At 55.0% G+C, this 16,107-nt stretch carries 12 protein-coding genes; 3 read left to right on the top strand and 9 right to left on the bottom strand.

Translation table 11 applies throughout. The features are described 5' to 3' along the window. Nucleotides 1-102 precede the first annotated feature (102 nt). The 3 genes from M0R88_RS15835 to M0R88_RS15825 all read left to right on the top strand — a co-directional run bounded on the left by M0R88_RS15835 (nucleotide 103) and on the right by M0R88_RS15825 (nucleotide 5,839). On the top strand, nucleotides 103-2,007 hold the full coding sequence (locus M0R88_RS15835; RefSeq protein ID WP_248654412.1) for a hypothetical protein: 1,905 nt from the start codon (nucleotides 103-105) through the stop codon (nucleotides 2,005-2,007). Continuing rightward, nucleotides 2,004-4,484, top strand: coding sequence for a phospholipase D-like domain-containing protein (locus M0R88_RS15830; RefSeq protein WP_248654411.1), 2,481 nt, complete (start codon nucleotides 2,004-2,006; stop codon nucleotides 4,482-4,484). Before M0R88_RS15835 ends, M0R88_RS15830 begins: the two co-directional genes overlap by 4 nt. A 122-nt stretch (nucleotides 4,485-4,606) precedes the next feature. Then, the gene (locus M0R88_RS15825; protein ID WP_248654410.1) at nucleotides 4,607-5,839 is read left to right on the top strand and encodes a hypothetical protein; all 1,233 of its coding nucleotides are present in this window, start codon (nucleotides 4,607-4,609) and stop codon (nucleotides 5,837-5,839) included. Between the two features lie 5 nt (nucleotides 5,840-5,844). On the opposite strand, the gene M0R88_RS15820 is transcribed toward M0R88_RS15825, so the two are convergent. The 9 genes from M0R88_RS15820 to M0R88_RS15780 form a co-directional block, all read right to left on the bottom strand. Then, complete coding sequence (locus M0R88_RS15820) at nucleotides 5,845-7,191, bottom strand: restriction endonuclease (protein ID WP_248654409.1); 1,347 nt, start codon at nucleotides 7,189-7,191, stop codon at nucleotides 5,845-5,847. Between the two features lie 175 nt (nucleotides 7,192-7,366). Beyond that, nucleotides 7,367-7,771, bottom strand: coding sequence for an HNH endonuclease (locus tag M0R88_RS15815; protein WP_256468590.1), 405 nt, complete (start codon nucleotides 7,769-7,771; stop codon nucleotides 7,367-7,369). Between the two features lie 73 nt (nucleotides 7,772-7,844). Next, nucleotides 7,845-8,630 carry a DUF6339 family protein gene (locus tag M0R88_RS15810; RefSeq protein ID WP_248654407.1) on the bottom strand — a complete coding sequence of 262 codons (786 nt, stop codon included), beginning with the start codon at nucleotides 8,628-8,630 and terminating at the stop codon, nucleotides 7,845-7,847. Continuing rightward, nucleotides 8,620-9,690 carry a hypothetical protein gene (locus M0R88_RS15805; protein WP_248654406.1) on the bottom strand — a complete coding sequence of 357 codons (1,071 nt, stop codon included), beginning with the start codon at nucleotides 9,688-9,690 and terminating at the stop codon, nucleotides 8,620-8,622. The genes M0R88_RS15810 and M0R88_RS15805 overlap by 11 nt, the downstream gene beginning before the upstream one ends. Beyond that, complete coding sequence (locus tag M0R88_RS15800; protein WP_248654405.1) at nucleotides 9,690-11,579, bottom strand: hypothetical protein; 1,890 nt, start codon at nucleotides 11,577-11,579, stop codon at nucleotides 9,690-9,692. The genes M0R88_RS15805 and M0R88_RS15800 overlap by 1 nt, the downstream gene beginning before the upstream one ends. 138 nt (nucleotides 11,580-11,717) lie before the next feature. Beyond that, nucleotides 11,718-13,244: a DUF8048 family protein gene (locus tag M0R88_RS15795; RefSeq protein ID WP_248654404.1), complete on the bottom strand. Its 1,527-nt coding sequence runs from the start codon at nucleotides 13,242-13,244 to the stop codon at nucleotides 11,718-11,720. A 66-nt stretch (nucleotides 13,245-13,310) separates the two neighbouring features. Next, nucleotides 13,311-14,084 (bottom strand): hypothetical protein, encoded by a 774-nt coding sequence (locus M0R88_RS15790; protein ID WP_248654403.1) that lies wholly within the window; start codon nucleotides 14,082-14,084, stop codon nucleotides 13,311-13,313. Between the two features lie 219 nt (nucleotides 14,085-14,303). Next, nucleotides 14,304-14,930 (bottom strand): HhH-GPD family protein, encoded by a 627-nt coding sequence (locus M0R88_RS15785; protein WP_248654402.1) that lies wholly within the window; start codon nucleotides 14,928-14,930, stop codon nucleotides 14,304-14,306. 10 nt (nucleotides 14,931-14,940) lie between these two features. Further along, complete coding sequence (locus M0R88_RS15780) at nucleotides 14,941-16,056, bottom strand: DNA cytosine methyltransferase (protein WP_248654401.1); 1,116 nt, start codon at nucleotides 16,054-16,056, stop codon at nucleotides 14,941-14,943. Nucleotides 16,057-16,107 lie beyond the last annotated feature (51 nt).

Below are 16,107 nucleotides of genomic sequence, written 5' to 3'. Positions count from 1 at the left end.
TCACTTACGGTCACTATGCAATAGCAACTACGGATAAGCCTTCTTCGGTATTTCTTCTTACCCGATATTTTATCAGTCCTCACAGGTAATCACCCGGCTATAATGGCGCTCGAACCACAGTGGAGTGAGCGATTGTCAAAAACTGGTCCTCCAGAACAACCCCTCCGAGCTGATAGTGTCAGAAATGGAATTGCAAGCACGATTGCACGGGGCATAACTACCGACGTCCGCGCGAGAGGGCGGTATCTTTCCGGGTTTTGTTGGGCAATGCACCGGATTACGACTGCGTCAGCTACTGCTGATTTTCCCAGAACAGAAAAGAGACAAATTCTGAAAGGGTTCGAAGAGATTCTCGCACTCGCTAGCTATCGACGACGTCAAGTTCATGGTGAAGTCACTGACGGTCTCTCAGGATTAACGGGGAAGACCAACGCCTCAGATGACGAGCTGTACAATTCGGATAGCATTGATCTCTCTTCTTTTTCGCTACTGGACAATAGTCAGTACGCTATTCGCGGATTCCAGTCTAATCTTGGGAACTTCTCATTAAAAGAGGGTGAGTTCCAGCTCACAGCTGCTGGACGGTCGCTCGCGGAGAGTTTAGATAATGTCGCAGGTAGGTATTTCGACAGAATCCTTGACGCAGTCCAAACTGGTCGAGTCTCACTTGACTTGCTTGATGAACTTGCAGAGGCGTTCACCCATCAAGGATGCTTTACTGGTTCACGAAACGAACCCGAACGAGATTCTCTCCAGCGCGTTGTGCTCGGACTCTTCAGTTGGGACGAGCGAGAACAGACAGTATCGCTCGCTACGTGGCCTTCACAGCTCGACATCCCTATTGACCATCACTATCGCTACCTCGTTTCAGAAGAACGGCATTCAAACGATTTAAAGGACGCCGTAGTCGGTGGAGTTCACTACCTTCGACGCGCCTGGTGTTTGTCCATTTTGCGGACCCAACAATTACTGCAAAACAGTACTGACCAGAGAGAATTGCAGTACGACGACATTGATGCAGAACGGTTCCAGCCGTTCCGTCCAATCGGGCGTGCATACTTCCTCCAAGTGCTATTGGCCCACGCACTACGATCTGAGCTGTGGGGGCTTTCTGCTCACCTAAAACGCGAAGCTCCTGGTGGAACTGCCCGTTCAGAGCTACTGGCAGGCTTACGAGAGCCGATAATCGTAGATGAGGCAAACGCAGTTCTAAACACCGAAACCCGACTCAATGATGAGCGGATGAGCCAGTCCTCCGTTGCTAAGGAATTGCTCCTCGCAGGCCGCGTAACTCCGACTACGTATGAGACTACCGTTCCCGGAACGACATCAACGAGATATACGACTCTCGGGGACGTTCAAGACTGGTTAGACTCAAATCTGACCGGGGAATGGCGACCGACGACAGACGATTCGGTGAACTGTTGGACGCTACTACACGCGACTGAGCTTAGTTTTGAGTCAGTTGAAGCGGCTTCGACACCGTCCGAAGCGTTCAACGCATTGAGTAAACTCGTGGCTCGAAGTACAGTACAACTCCTCGCCGTCGTCAGGCAGTATAACCACTTGACAACCCACAATGACCTTTTCAATCGATATATGCAGGCCCAATACGGACGTAGACCATCCTCGCTCGTCCAGACTGCTCAATACGTGGATACCATCCCTCCAGAGACATCACTCTCCACAGTTGCACGCCAGTTGTTTGAGGATCGAGTCATCGATGTTCATAACCAGGTCGTCCAAGACCGTCTTGGAAGTGGCCCAATTTCGCTCGTGTTTGGAGTCGGGGCAGATTCTGGAGGTGAAACAGAGAGGTACGGTGACGATACACTATACGCTGCAGGGGGAACGAAACAGCCAGGGACCCAAACTCTCCGGTATAATGACCTTCGACGGCTCATGCGGGACGCCGGGTTGCTGACGTACAACGCTGATCAGGATCTCTGGATCCCGACAGAGGATGGAGAGGTCATTCTCGCCCGTTTCCGAGGTGAATACGAGTGAACCTTATCGACGCACTAGGCGGGGCAGACGTTGAATACGCAGTCTGCACTACGTTCCCGTTTGAGCCGCTGTTTTTCGGGAACTATGCAATTGACCCGCTCCAAGACGCAGGTGTTGTCGCACCGGTTGTTCTCATGGATGGGCAAAAATACGAGCAATTGGCTCGCCGAAACCAATTATCTAGTCGCGCAATCGGTAACCACTACTACTTAGAGCCAATCAGCGTTAGCGGCGCATTCCATCCGAAAGTTAACTTTCTCGCTGGGGAGGATGCATGTCATGTCGGAGTCTCCTCCGCCAATCTCACCCTCGGTGAGTATTCGACTGCTGCACAACTGGGCCAAACGGTTACGGTTCCTAGGGACGTTGACCAGGGCGAAGAGTCACTTGCCCCAGAAGTAATCCATGTTGCAAAGGAGGTGCGGCGCTTTACACAACACCTTGCCGCAGACCACATCTCCGGACACGATGTTCAAACTCAAATTGATCGGGCAGTGAACACGACCGAGTGGCTTGAAGATCTCGACCATCAGACCGATATTTCAGGTGGTTTCTTCCACAACCTCGACGAACCAATCCTCCAGCAAGTCACCGAGGAACTCGGTGATGTGACAACTGCGGTGCTCTTCGCGCCATTCTTTGGCAGCGAAGAGACGCTCTCAAGAATCGGGACTACAATCGGAGCCGATCAGTATGAAGTACTCGTCTCCGACGGAAACACACACCTCACTCCCGAAGACGCAGTCAGCGCGTTTGGCGACGACGTTACATTTCGCCCTCTTGTACACGACACCTCCCGCTGGATTCACGCCAAAGGACTACTACTTAAAGGTCCATGGGGCACAGCAATCCTCTACGGAAGCCCCAACATCACCGGTCGAGCACTCCTTGATACAGCATCATCCGGGAACATCGAAGCCGCCATACTCTCTGTTACCACCGAAGACAGCGACGAATCGCCCTTATGGAGACAGTCTAGCTTCCCCGTCCACCCGGGCGAGCAACGTGACCCTGGATCGTTCGACTTTGCTGAGTACACTCCAGTCAGCCAAGAGACTGCAACGACTACCTTTGTTCTTGACGATGCACGCGTTGAGCGCGTCCAAGGTGAGACAATCACAGTTCGGTTCGTCGCACCACATATCGACGACGGAAAATCCGTCACGGTCGAATCAAGCGCCGGAGACGCTGTTCAGATTGACTGGCAACAGGACACTGATGATGAGCAAGAAGGTGTCACTGCAACGCTTCCGGAAGCATGGGCCCAAACAATCGTTCGCCTCCGTCTCTCTGAAGAGGAGTACTCGAATTTCCGTCAAATCACGACAGAACCAACTGAAGGAACCCGAGAAGTAACTGGGTTACTTCGGAGCGATGGTCGGGAAGGGGTCCAATCACTCGTCGATGAGGCACTGTTCTTTGACGTCGGTGTCGCAACAGCAGCGATCTCCCAAGCAACATCGAAACTCACCGAAAAATACCAACAGCGACAGGACGACCCAGATGATTCCACAAATGATGATAGCGACGAGGGAAGCTGGGCGACTGGCGGCACTCGAATCACCACAAAGCGCCGGAAGCCACATCTGGAACTCAAAGACGGAATGGACTACGCTCAGAAGCGCATCGAAACGCTTCTCGAAGAACCACCGACAGTCCGCTCAGTCGAAGAACTCATTGATCACTTCGACAACCTCTGGTACTACATCACGAAGGGATTAATCCGCTCTGCGCTCTCTCCACAGCTCCAGGAGGGTGACGATCCCTACGAAACGGAACTCAATGTCGAGCGGCTTCACTCAATCTGCGTAAATCGCATTGAGACGATCATCTCCTCCAAATTCCTGCTACACAGTAGGAGACATCTCAACCAAGTCCGTCAGATCGAACCGGACACGACCGCTGATGTGCTTGACAGCGACCAGTTGACGGATGTGTTCATCGTCCACCCAGCGACCCTACTATCGCTCATGGACTGGCACGATGAAGCCTTCGTTGAGCGATTTGGATTCCTTCGACAGTACCACCAAGCCCTGACAACAGCAGACCCACTCATCGGAGAATTACTCATCGACGGTGAGCATATCTCACACCGGTTGTCCGAATTTGAGCGGACACTCCGAGAACAACTCTCTGCATTTAGCGACCGACTTGACCGCGACCTCACCTTACCCGGTGATTTCGACACCGGACTCGAACTGCTGTTCTACGGGTTCTGGTACAGAGAACTCGCACAGCAGCGCGATAACGACCTGTTCGACAATTCCGCTATTTTTGACCATTACGACCCCGCCGGCTTGGCTGAAACAGCACAAATCACGCTCCGAGGAAAACAACGAGTCGAAGACAACCGCGAATACGAAGCTCTACGAAAAGGAACGTTCGACCCGATTGTCCGACTCACAGAGGGGGCGAACGATCCAACACCACAGTTAGAAGCAATCATAACCAAAGTCGACGCGACACAAAGACATTAGCTTGAATCTTCTGCTCCGTGCTTATCCCCACACTCTGCACGTGAATCGTCATCTATGGCTGGATAGATAGTGATTCTCGTATAAGTTAGTTTAATGATTACTGGTTGAGAAGGGTTGTAGCAATGGCAGCTACACTCACCGAACCCACTGTTCTTGCTGCCGCGAAGGACACCCTCTACCCTGATCTCGACACGAGCACAGACCATTACGCCGTCACGGAAACCCAGTTCACCAAACCGACGTGGGGAGGGTGGGAGATCCCTGAAGATCTACGTCGGCGTCTCGCACCTTACAATACGATTCGCCTTACAGATGGTGAGCCTGACCTCCTCGGCGTCGGGATGCCCGCTCTCGAAGTCCTGAACGCCGACGCCGCAACAACCCCGGTCACTATAATCGAAGCCAAAGGCCACAACAGCGACCCAGGCGCTGCGGACGTCAGGCAAGGCATCAATCAAGCTCACGGCCATCTGTCCGAAGTCAACATCGGGTACGTCGCTGCTCCAATCCAAAGCATCTCCGACCAGGCACGCGCCCTCGCACGCGACCTTAACATCGGCGTTATCGGCGTCGAAAGTCCGCACGATGCAACGCTCGTCGAACCCGCTCGCGTCACCGGCATCGGTGACTTCTCCACCACTATCGACGCAATCCGATTCCAAGCCACAACGCATCGACTGACCGAAGGCAGCTTCCCGGTGAACCATCCAAAGAACTACCTCGGCTACGCACTCGCCCTCGCTGCAGATGGTGACACTCCTGATGTCTACTCCGAGCACGTGATCAATAGTGTATCGGGCGGCCGCCGCGGGGCAATCCTCCTCGGTCTCGTCGACAATCGACCTGCTGGAGAGACACTCACGCATCTCGGCGCAGAAGTCGTTCGCTTCGCCCGCAACCAACACGGGAGTGTCGCTGCCGCACTCGAAGAATTCGCCTCGTGGAAAGGCCGGTCAACACCGTTCACCGACCTCGCCCCTCGCTGGGCACAACTCGCCCGGTCAGTCGCCATCCAATACGACCCAACCCGACTCATCATCGAAGCACTCGAACGCCTCCACCAACGCGGCATCAAACCCGCAACTATCGACGCCGTCGTCCGAGAAGCCTGCCGCATCAATCAACCACTCACCGTCGAAGTCTTCTTCACCCAAGCCCGACGCGAAGACGTCCTCACCGCCGACGGCGACATTGACGAACCCATGCTCTCTGACCCGAGGGTATACAAATCAGGCATCCACTTCCAATTCAAATACCACCTCCGTCACATTGGACTACTCACGGAAGGTGGGACAGATGATAAGGACGAGGTCCTATCGAACGAGTGGGCGCTAAATCAAACGGTCGGACTCTGATTGTCTCACTCTTCGCCTAACTTACTTACCTCAGTAATGAGATTCCCGACCCGTCGGAGCAAGACTTCCGCATTCTCTTTGGTTGTTGTTGGCTGATACTGCCCCTCCTTGTACTCTGCCAGTTGTATACTTGGGTGAGCCAATAGGTTGAGTGACCGTTCAATAACGTGCTGGTCCGGAACACGCTCCTCGTCGTACATACCTTTCAAAATCAAGCGAAGCCGGTCAGCGGTTCCTTCTTCTGGATCTGCTCGTTGAAGCGCTTCCATCACGGCTAGCAAGTCCTCTGTGCCACCGAGACGAGTTCGTAGGTCATCATCAATTTGATCAAGCCGGTCATCTTGGAATGCACCCGGTTCAGTGAGGTACTTCGAGAGCTCTTCAGGCGGGATCCCATAGGCCTCACGCCGTTCTAAGAGCGCTTGAAGGTGATCGGTCGCAAGGAGGACGATTCCTTGTCGGTCCGCATCTTCAATTGCTGCCGGGGTGAAGCCAGGCGCAACCACAATCGCATGGTCGGCCGAATGTCGCTCTTTATGCCCCTGAATTCGCGTTGCATCCGGCGAGGCCAACGTCCCACTGCTTCGCGCCTTCACCTCAACAACTGCGTGAATCGGAGCCGTAATCTCAACATCCGTATCATCTCCGCCTTCGATCCACCGCGCTTCAAACCCCAACCGAGAGAACGCCTTAGCGGCCAGTTCCTCCAACACCTCATATTGATTACCGTCCCGACTCGCAGTAACAATACGCTCCCCGAGATCCGGTTCTCCTTCCTCTTCAGGCTCCTCCTGTAAAGGCTCCTCATCAAACTCGTGCACACGGACGCCACTCCCAGTCAACTCGTTAATCGCAGTTTCAACGGACTCATACGAATCCTCTATTTCACGAATCCGAGCATCTGAGACCCGACTGAACCCCTGCGGGATATAATTATCCTGGTACCCCGTGAGTTCGTTGAACAACTCAACGTCAACATCAATCTCCTCCACACCAGCCAAGAAAACTAAATACCGCCATGGACTCTCAGGATCCCACGGATTCCCCTCAATACGCCAGAGATGCTCCGCCAAGTCAAGATCATCACGTGTCCGGACAACCGTCGCCTGCGCGATATACCGTCCACCCCGATAGATCAACGCGATGTCCCCACCCTCCACGAATTGCCATTTAGAATCAACCGTCGTCCCCCAGAGATGCACCTTCCCCGTCTCTGAATCAGTCACAGCATCAATTTCGGTATCAGAAAGATACCCCTCAAACTCCGCTGGGTCATGTCCCTCCCTCACCGACTGCACATAGTCCTGATACGCATCCTCACGTCCCGCTGTAATAATAGCAATTCCTGTCATTCGTAAGTAAGTGAATAACCACCCGGTCAAAAAATCATAGGAATAGACGGAGCCTACAGCGATTACTCTGCAGTCTAAATTTCTGCACGAATAAACGCCAACTCCGATTTCACCTCGCTTTCAATCTCCTCCAGTTCTTCTTCGATTTCGCTCGTAGTTTTCCGAATCACGCCGTTCACACCCACTCAAGCGCCGCGTTGTGCTGCGCAACGTACTGTGGCTTCAAGCTATCATCTGGAATCGAGATACGTTCTCCCTCACGGTCGATAATCGTCCGTTGGAGCACATCACTCTGAGTCTCGAAGCTCGGATTCACGCACAGCCGGTAATCTTGGTCAATCGTGAACAGTTCTCGGTCGAATGCCGCGTGATGCGTCTTACTGAGCGCCAGCACGTTCGAGAGATCGGCCCTGTGTTCTGGATAGTCACTCCATGACAGGACATGCGCCACGTCCAATAGTCCGGGATGATCCACCCCAGAAACCGGGCACGTTCGGTCATGACGGGACAGCACCGTCGCACGGAACTCCGGATCAACCGAGCGAGCGTGGACAGTCGCTTCGTACGTCCCAGCACGCATCCCAGCATCGCTCACCGACGGTGTCCAGTCCGAGTCAGCCCACTCCTCTACTACACTTTACACAACTCATGCGCTACGACCAGCCGGCCTCCCGACGCATCACGTCGTCACGGAGTTCCTTTATCGTCTCCACAATGTCGTCTTCCTCCATCATCTCCACACGTCGAACCGTCAGCTCCTCCCGGAGCAGCGTCGTCGTTCGACTTGCGATGTTACTGTTTGACGGTGGGTCGTCGTACGTACCCTCGTCCTTGATTTCGTTTAATGTGTCGTGACCGAGGAGATCACCGCAGGCGTGCGTAACTGGGATGTACCGTGCAAAGTCGTGGTCAAGGATGTCATTGGCGAGTTCTTGGAAACCGAGGACTCGCTTCGTTCTACTGTAGTCCCGATCCTCAACTTCTCCCGATTCACCTTCCTCGTAGGTGAGCTCGGCACCCCACCAGATCCGGTGCAGTGCGTTGGAGTAAGCGTCCGTTCCGGCCTTCAAGAACTTCTCCTCCATGTTACCCGGACTCTCCGGATTGAAGACGTGGTCCCACCGGTAGTGAACGAACTCAGGGAACCGAACGACACAAAGGTAGTGCCACAGCCCAGCGTCTGCTGCCTCGTTACGTGTCAAATCAAGGGTGCGATGGAGTGTCGGCGCTAGTTCGGCGTCAATAAGCGAAGCGTCAATGTCGTCGTCCGCACGGATTTCCTCAATCCGCTCGTCTACCGGACTTAGATCTATGGAACGACCTAGCGGCTGTAAGTACGGGCGAAGGTCTTTCTCCGTGAGCTCGCGCTCGCCCGCGAGGAATTGAGTGTCAATCATCGGGTGGGCTGCACTCTGCAGGTGGTGAAGCTCAGTCGTCACTCTGGATCGCCTCCTCAATTAGATTCGTCGTGTCGGATGGGATGTCGTACTGCTGATGTACCGTACGTTCGATCCGCTGGACGAGATCTGGGATATCGACGTGGCTCCGAACGTCCTCGGCAAGTTGGATCGCTGCCTCGTCGTCCCCGAGATCTGGATACAAATCATCCAAGAAGATATCTAATACGTCTTCCTCCCAGCTGTACTCTGGTTCGCCGGTGTCGGGACTTGTGTCGCGTGCTGTCTGCATCAGCAACTGCGTCCAGACGGAGTGTTCAATGTAGTCGTAGAGTACGTCACGCAATCGGGGTGGCCCACCCGTGGCTCCCGAGTTCTTCAGCACTTCGACCACCTGTGGGTGTTCCCTGTTCAAGTAGAGTTGTGGGTTCCGAGGTGCCTCTAAGCTGAGATAGTGGATGTGGCTCTCGTCGGGGAAGCTGTCGTAGTCGCTGAAGTCCTCAATAATCGGCATGAGAAGACTTCCACCGTCTTTACTCTCGTCAAGTCGAATGACCCACGAGAGTCCGTCAGCGACTCGTGCACCAACCTTGGACGCGTGTTTCGATCCTCCAGACTCGCCTTCCTCGGTTCTAGTGAGGAACGGCTTGATCTTCACTCGTCCACGGTGGTCGTCTCGATTGATGCACAGAGTGAATTCGTAGGTCCCTCCATCCAAGGGAGAGTCGGCGAGTATCTGCCGGTCTCGACTCATTGCGAGGGGATTCTCTTTCACCAGTGCGAGACGACCTGGCGTCTCTTCCCACTCATCAAACGGGAAGACTTCCTCAATAGTATCCTGATCGACGGTAACCGTACCTTCTAACTCCAGAGTCTCCCAGTCACCCTCGTCCACCAGCGACAAAAACTGGTCGTCCTCGTCAAGGTCTCCTCGATCACCAAGCGGAGCTCCGTCTAGACGGAATGATTCCACGTCGAATTCAAGCGTTTCTTCTTGATACTCATGCGGGAGGGACTGGCTGACTAAGCTACCTGTCTGGACGTCGTCTTCTCCTTCTTCGTCCGGCTCTGCTCCTTCAACTTCCTCGTTGACAGTCGCCATCACTCGTCCCTCCGTTCTGCCACGTCAACCGACACCTTCAATCTGGTCTCGACTTGTCTGTGATCCTCTATTGAGACACCCTCAAAGGAGATCTTTGACGTGCCAGGAGCCGGCTCTAGCCGTCCCACTTGGACGTCGTTTTGTTCCGGGAGTGATATCGAAACTCCAGCCGTATCCGACGAGATGTTCTGTACGGGAAGGCGATCCGACGTCGCTCTCTCCTCTGCCATCCGGATCAGGGAGACGGTGACTGCTCGTATCTCGTTACGGTCGCTTAAGGGCTCCACCTCGCCGTTAAACGACCAGTGTGTGTACACATCGTCGAACGAGATGTTCGTGTCTCCGGTGACACGCTGACTACTGGGTGACTCACGATCAGAGCGACCACCTCGTGATTCGTTTCCGATCTTGAACCGGTTTCCTAGACGCTGAGGCCCAGTCGTGCCACGGTCAACGTCGGGCGCGACGAATCCCCGTAATGTCTCGGTCACGTCAGACTTGATGCCCTCTACTGCGGTCCGGAATCCCCGAGAGTAGGTGTTCGCCAGTGTCTCCGTTCGCACCCACTCGTCGTGCTGGGGTGGCTCCGCAGCGGTCAAGAATTCCTCTACGATAGTATCTGCGTCTTGTGGACTTTCATCGGTTCCCCAAGGTCTCGCGCGCCCACCGAGGAGGACGGCGTGGAAGTCCTGGTTCCCGACGACGACTCGGTCTCGGTCGTAGTACTCAACAACCATTCCTGCACCACGGACGAACGCCACCTCGTTCCGATGCTGATACTCACCCGTATTTGCACGGCGAACTAGCAAACCGAGTTGGCCATCCGCACCGCCACTGCCGTCGCTCTTCTCGGGTACGTCGAGTGATATGGCGGCCTGCGCGACATCTCCGGATTCATCCAGCTCACTGACCGAGTCATCACGGTCGTCTAGACAGTTCGTGAAGGGTTCGTACTGCGGATACTCGTCGATACTTGCTTGCTTTGACTCACCTTCCACTTCGACTGCTACCTCCAGATCACCACGATAAATCGCGGGCCAGAACCACTCGATTGCCATCTCCGTAATCTGGTCCGCTAACTCCTCGTCGTCCAGTCGCTCTTCCGCTGTAGGTACACGGAAGTCCACAACTTGGATGCTCGTTCCTGGACCGTCTGGACGGCTCAATTGGAGGTCCTCCGCTATCGATTCGGCTTCTTCCCCCCAGATGGACTCGGGTCTCGCGCCCTCTTCGTCGCCGTTCAGACCACCGTACCAACCGTGTCCTTGGTACACCGTATCGCCGTCCTCCGACTTGTGCGTCGGCAAGCGCGTTCGACCGATCAATCGAGGGGATTGATCTTTTGGATTGGGCTCGCTCAGCGTCGAGTTGAACATGACGAGTGACAGGCCCGAGTACAGCCAGAGAACGGCCTTCCCCAGACCGTAACTCCCACCGGCGGTATCTCCCGACTTGCTGCTGAACAGAACGTCTCGGACCAGCGCAGTGAAATTTGATTCGTCGGCGTTCTCCTCACCGAGGAGACCTTCCGTGTTCTCGTCCTCGATAGTCAGAATACGGATCTTCTCGTCGTCTTTTATGCGTTTGATCGCCTCAGCGATGTGCTTGCCGCTCTCCGTGTCTGACGCTAAATTAGCGTGCTCGGCCCAGGTCTCGATATCGAGTGCTCTGAGGTACTCTATTGCCTCGTCGCCCTGTAAGGATTCCAGTTTGAACGTGACCCGTGCCGGTTGGTCGTTGTCCAACCGTGCGTCGTTCGAGTTCTGCAGTACCTCCCGAACGAACGTCTTCAACCCGGGTTCACCGTGCGACATCGCGTACTTTGCGACGTCGTCACCGTATCGAGCATCAGTCGGTCGAGACGTGGTGAATCCCCACTGACCGCTCATCACGACCCCCCACAGGCACTAGCCGGTATAGCTGCAGACGTGTCGTAGAAGTGTGTGCTACGATTCATAATTGGCACAACGCTCCCCCGTCGACATAAATATGGGCGGTACGTCGCTGGCGTAGTCCCTTGATCAAGGTCAGAACTGTGCCTCTGGAAGGGTACCAGTGGCCAAGTAGTGTGCGCCGATGATGTCGTGACGGACTTCACGGAGTTCACGCGACCGACGTTGTGTGTCAGTACTCAGCCCATCAAGGGCGACGACGGAGAAACGCATATCGTCTCCATACCCGTTCTGCAATTTAAACAGGCGACTCGATATCGATCCAGTCGTCCCCATTTCTTGGACTGTTTGACCCCACCGTTCTCCCGTTTGATCTTCCCGCCACAGTCGAAACGCGTATACTCCAGTACTGTCGATCTTGTCTCGCTCAGAGAGTGGACGGCTCTCGGTCCAGCTGAGTCCCAGCCAGTGTGGAGCAGTCACGTCACGCCATGGCTGCCACGATGGTACGGAATACGAGGACCGTTCTGCGATGTTCCTTAGCTCCCGATGCAACTCGCTGTGAGGGCTGCTCACGTGCTCAGCAGGCTCTCGGTTCAGTTGGACCATAGGAGTCCAGCCAATCTCTCGACGACAAACCGCCACCAGAGTCGCCTCAATTGCGCGGCGGTGTCTCCGATTCGACGATATCGGGGGTGTCGTGACAGAGACTTCCATATTCCCCCCAGCTATCTCGGTAATTTGCTGAAGTGGACGCGCCGCGCCATGTGGATCTCCCGTCTGTCGATCCGATCCGCTTAATCCCGCTGACAGGCCAAGCCCTACTCGCTGTCGAACGCCTCCCTCCGACCCCGATTCCCCTACATACATCAAACCCGGGAGTTCCGTATGTCGAACTCTGTAGAGACCTGGACGGCGTGGCAGTTCTTCACGGAGCGTTTTCCCGTCTCGAAGGTCGAACCACCTCGACCAATCGAGTCCCATCCACGTCGGGGACTGAGGTTCCGGTTCAAGGCGAGTGAGTGGTCCAGGGACGTCGAGAGTTCGTGTCTCTGCTGCGCTCCGCCGCGTAGTCCGGTCAACTGTGGCGAGTTCCGACTGCACGACTGACTCGGGGATCGAGAGTATTCGGGCGATTGCGTCACTGCCTGGGACGTACTGTGAGAGGATCCACGTCGTCGCCTGTCGATTCGTCAGTCTGGTCTTTTCTACCACCGCTACAATGTCGTCGATAGCGTCTGCGGGGAACTCCGAACACGAGACGACGAACCCACTACCGCCTCTTACTTCTCTGTCTCCCACCATCTCTCTGACCTGACGGTCGTGAGCGGTCGCTACGGCGTCACGGCCGTCTTCTGTGAGTCCGATTTGATCAGCTACAGTGTCCCAACACCCGTCTGCCTCGGCTAGCACGTACAACAGCCCCTCGTCACTTCGACCGACGGGGAGGGGGTCAAAGCCCGTAAAGAGGGTTTCGACGTTAATCACAGACGTATTTTGCACTTCTCGTAGAGCTCTAGCGAGTGAATCAGCCTTTATGTGGAACTGAGTGGCGACGGCTTCAACGATGTCGCGGGAGACGGGCACACCGACGAACGGATCCCCGACGTACGTCGAGTTCGACTCTCGATCCCGATACACGTGACACTCGTTCTCGCTCATCAGACTGTACCTCCTACCGAAACTTGGAACCCACTTGTCCGTATCAAATATCTGTTTTGTCGCACATCAGAATTCGTCCAACTGGCGATTGTCCTCACTTTTGCGCTTGGTGTCCATCCGCTCGTCGTAGTCGGAGTAGTCCACTCGCCCCTCCGAGATTCCGTGTTCGTCCTCGTACACCATCAACCACATCCGAACCAGATAGTAGATGAATGGCGCGGGAATTGCGTTCTTCGCTATGTGACTCTTTGGATACGGCCTCGGTGAGTAGTTTTTGACCGCCGCCCACCACTCTCTGGACCGTTCGGAGAAGAAGAACGACGAAGTCTCGGCTTTCTCAGACGGTCCATCTGTCGTCAAGAGTCGTTTCTCACGAGGTGGTTGCGGAACATTGAACGAAGTCTCGAACGCACGCTCGTACTCAATTGGCATACCGAACATCCGTCCGTTCAACACGACGGGCTCATTGAGCGGTGCGCGCGGAACGTTTTCGATGATGTGGTGGTCGCAGTACTTCTCCGCGAGTATCCGTGCACTCGGGATCATGTTCTCGTGCTCGTCGGGATCTCCCGAGATGCTCGTTGTCGCGGCCCACCGTGAACAGACCGGGTGGAACACCCCGAGATCAAACGTGACGCCGTCCTTTATCGGGAGGTCCCACTCTTTGTCCTTAATGTGGGCGTCTGCCTTAACCGGCGTACTTTGGTTCGTGTCCTTAGGGCCGATTCCAACACGGATTACGTTCCCGAAGTCGCTGAGTACCTCTGATTCCGTCCCATAATCCGCGAAACAGTGGAGGATAAGCGGCTCTTCGCGTGTCGTGTCTTCATCCGAAGTCATTCGAGATCACCTGATACATGTTCAGCGCTCCAAGGGCCACTAAGAGAACCCCTAGAGCATTCTTGTGTAGAGTCCCCGTAGAGTGCCACTGTTACGCGCTTAGACAGTGACTCGGTTTAAAACTTCTATCTGAAAACGGTACTCAAGCATGATCCGGCTTACGCAGTGACTGCAGCGAATATTTGAATAGAGCACGGATTCAATGGTTAGAGGCCGATATTATGCTGATTCTTGGAAGTAGACACAATACTCGTTGGCGAAACATCGCTCACATAGCGGTTCAGTCTGACAGACTAGAGCACCGAAATCAAGCAGAGCGAGATTGTATGCACGGGCCTCGTCAGGTACCAGTCTCTGCGTGAACGTCAGCTGATCCGCTTCTGTCTCGGGCCACGTGTCTCGAAATACCCGACTATAGACCCTCTCCACGTTCCTATCAAGTACCGGCAACCGGTCATCACCGGTAAAGCACAACGTGGCGTTCGCCACGTACTGGCCCACTCGCGGAAGCTCCATCAGCGATTCTGGCTCGGTGGGTAGGTGGTCACGTGCAGAGGAAATTTGCTTCAGCGCCCCTGCGCGCATGTTTTGGAATCCGAGAGGCTCGATAGCTTCGATGAGTTCGTCCTCGCTGGCCTTCGATATCTCATCCAGCGTGGGGAACCGTTCCAGGAACTTCGGATAGACCGCTGCGACGTTGTCAGCCGGCGTCTGAGTCAGGAAGAACTCCGCTATAAACACCTCGTACAGTGTTCGGTCAGATTCTCGCCAAGGGTACTCGCGGCGGTTCTCTTCCCCCCATTCTAGCAGGTCTGCTTGAAATCGGCGCTCCGCTTTAGACAACATAGGTCCTCTCTTAGTCGTCGGCGACAGTGGACTCAACAGACGGCGCTGCCGCACCGACGTGCGAGAGGATTGCCTTCCCCATGTACTCACCGAGCTTCGGAGGGACTGCGTTACCGATCATCCGGCCCAGATTTGACACGCCGACGTCCTCCCACTCGTCGTAGAAGTCGTAGTCTTCCGGGAACGTCTGGAGCAGTGCTCCCTCAAGGATCGAGAGTGCCCGATTTTGGTCTGTATCGTAGTGGCCAAAGCGACCACTCCCGTAATTGTAGAACTGCGTCGTGATCGTCGGAGAGGGTTCGTCGGGCCTCATCCTGCTGTAGGGTGCCTTGTACGACTGTCCACTCGCCTTCCGGTGACAGTCTGCGAGGAGGTGGTTGAGGTCTGGCTCTTCCCAGAGCGTCCAGTCTCCACCGGGTTCCATGTTGTCGATACGCTCCAGGTTCTTTTCCGAGAGAGAACGTGCTCTATGCACGTCGTTCACGTCACTAACTTCTCCTGCTTCGATTGGTGGCAGGTGATCAATCGTGTCTTCAACCGTCGGGTAGTCGTTCTCGTTCTGAATCGGAGGGTCGGGCAAAGAGAGGGGTCCCTGCTTGGACGCCATGACCACCCACCGCTTCCGCTTCTGTGGTATCCCGTATTCGGGGCAGTAGACGTTCTTGTTATCGTCGCTGTTGACGTGGTAACCTTGGGATTCGAGGCTCTCGACGAACGCGTCGTAGACGCCATCCTCCTGTTTCACTTGGAGTACGTTTTCGGTGACGACCACGTCCGGTTCGACGTATTTTACGATCCGTGATACCTCGTTTAGCAGCCCCCATTTTTGATGGTCCTCGTGGCCATCTCCCTTTGAGTGTCCCATCGTGGAGTACGGTTGACAAGGCGCGCATGCTGCGAGGACCTTTAGATCCGCATCCCATGGATACATCTGTGCGATTGGTTCGGGGTTCTGTGCCAACGCGTGGACGTCTGCTCGTACGTATTCGGCGTCTATGTTCTGTTCGTACGGGTACTTACAGTCTGGATCTTGGTCAATCCCTGCGACGACCGAGACGCCGGCTTGCTGGAGGCCATAACTGAGTCCGCCGGCCCCGCAGAACAGATCCACTGCGGCTACCTTCATAACCTCCTTTCCTGCGTATCGTCACATAAACGTTCGGCAACGACATCGTCC

This window comes from Halorussus gelatinilyticus (assembly GCF_023238445.1).
GTDB classification, from domain to species: domain Archaea; phylum Halobacteriota; class Halobacteria; order Halobacteriales; family Haladaptataceae; genus Halorussus; species Halorussus gelatinilyticus.
The sequence above is the reverse complement of the archived record's forward strand: the minus strand, read 5'-3'. Positions and strand labels throughout refer to the sequence as shown.

Coding starts and splice junctions, on each gene's coding strand:
- M0R88_RS15835 (WP_248654412.1), top strand. CDS start 103: ATGGCGCTCGAACCACAGTGGAGTGAGCGATTGTCAAAAACTGGTCCT.
- M0R88_RS15825 (WP_248654410.1), top strand. CDS start 4,607: ATGGCAGCTACACTCACCGAACCCACTGTTCTTGCTGCCGCGAAGGAC.
- M0R88_RS15820 (WP_248654409.1), bottom strand. CDS start 7,191: ATGACAGGAATTGCTATTATTACAGCGGGACGTGAGGATGCGTATCAG.
- M0R88_RS15815 (WP_256468590.1), bottom strand. CDS start 7,771: ATGCGTGCTGGGACGTACGAAGCGACTGTCCACGCTCGCTCGGTTGAT.
- M0R88_RS15805 (WP_248654406.1), bottom strand. CDS start 9,690: ATGGCGACTGTCAACGAGGAAGTTGAAGGAGCAGAGCCGGACGAAGAA.
- M0R88_RS15800 (WP_248654405.1), bottom strand. CDS start 11,579: ATGAGCGGTCAGTGGGGATTCACCACGTCTCGACCGACTGATGCTCGA.
- M0R88_RS15795 (WP_248654404.1), bottom strand. CDS start 13,244: ATGAGCGAGAACGAGTGTCACGTGTATCGGGATCGAGAGTCGAACTCG.
- M0R88_RS15790 (WP_248654403.1), bottom strand. CDS start 14,084: ATGACTTCGGATGAAGACACGACACGCGAAGAGCCGCTTATCCTCCAC.
- M0R88_RS15785 (WP_248654402.1), bottom strand. CDS start 14,930: ATGTTGTCTAAAGCGGAGCGCCGATTTCAAGCAGACCTGCTAGAATGG.
- M0R88_RS15780 (WP_248654401.1), bottom strand. CDS start 16,056: ATGAAGGTAGCCGCAGTGGATCTGTTCTGCGGGGCCGGCGGACTCAGT.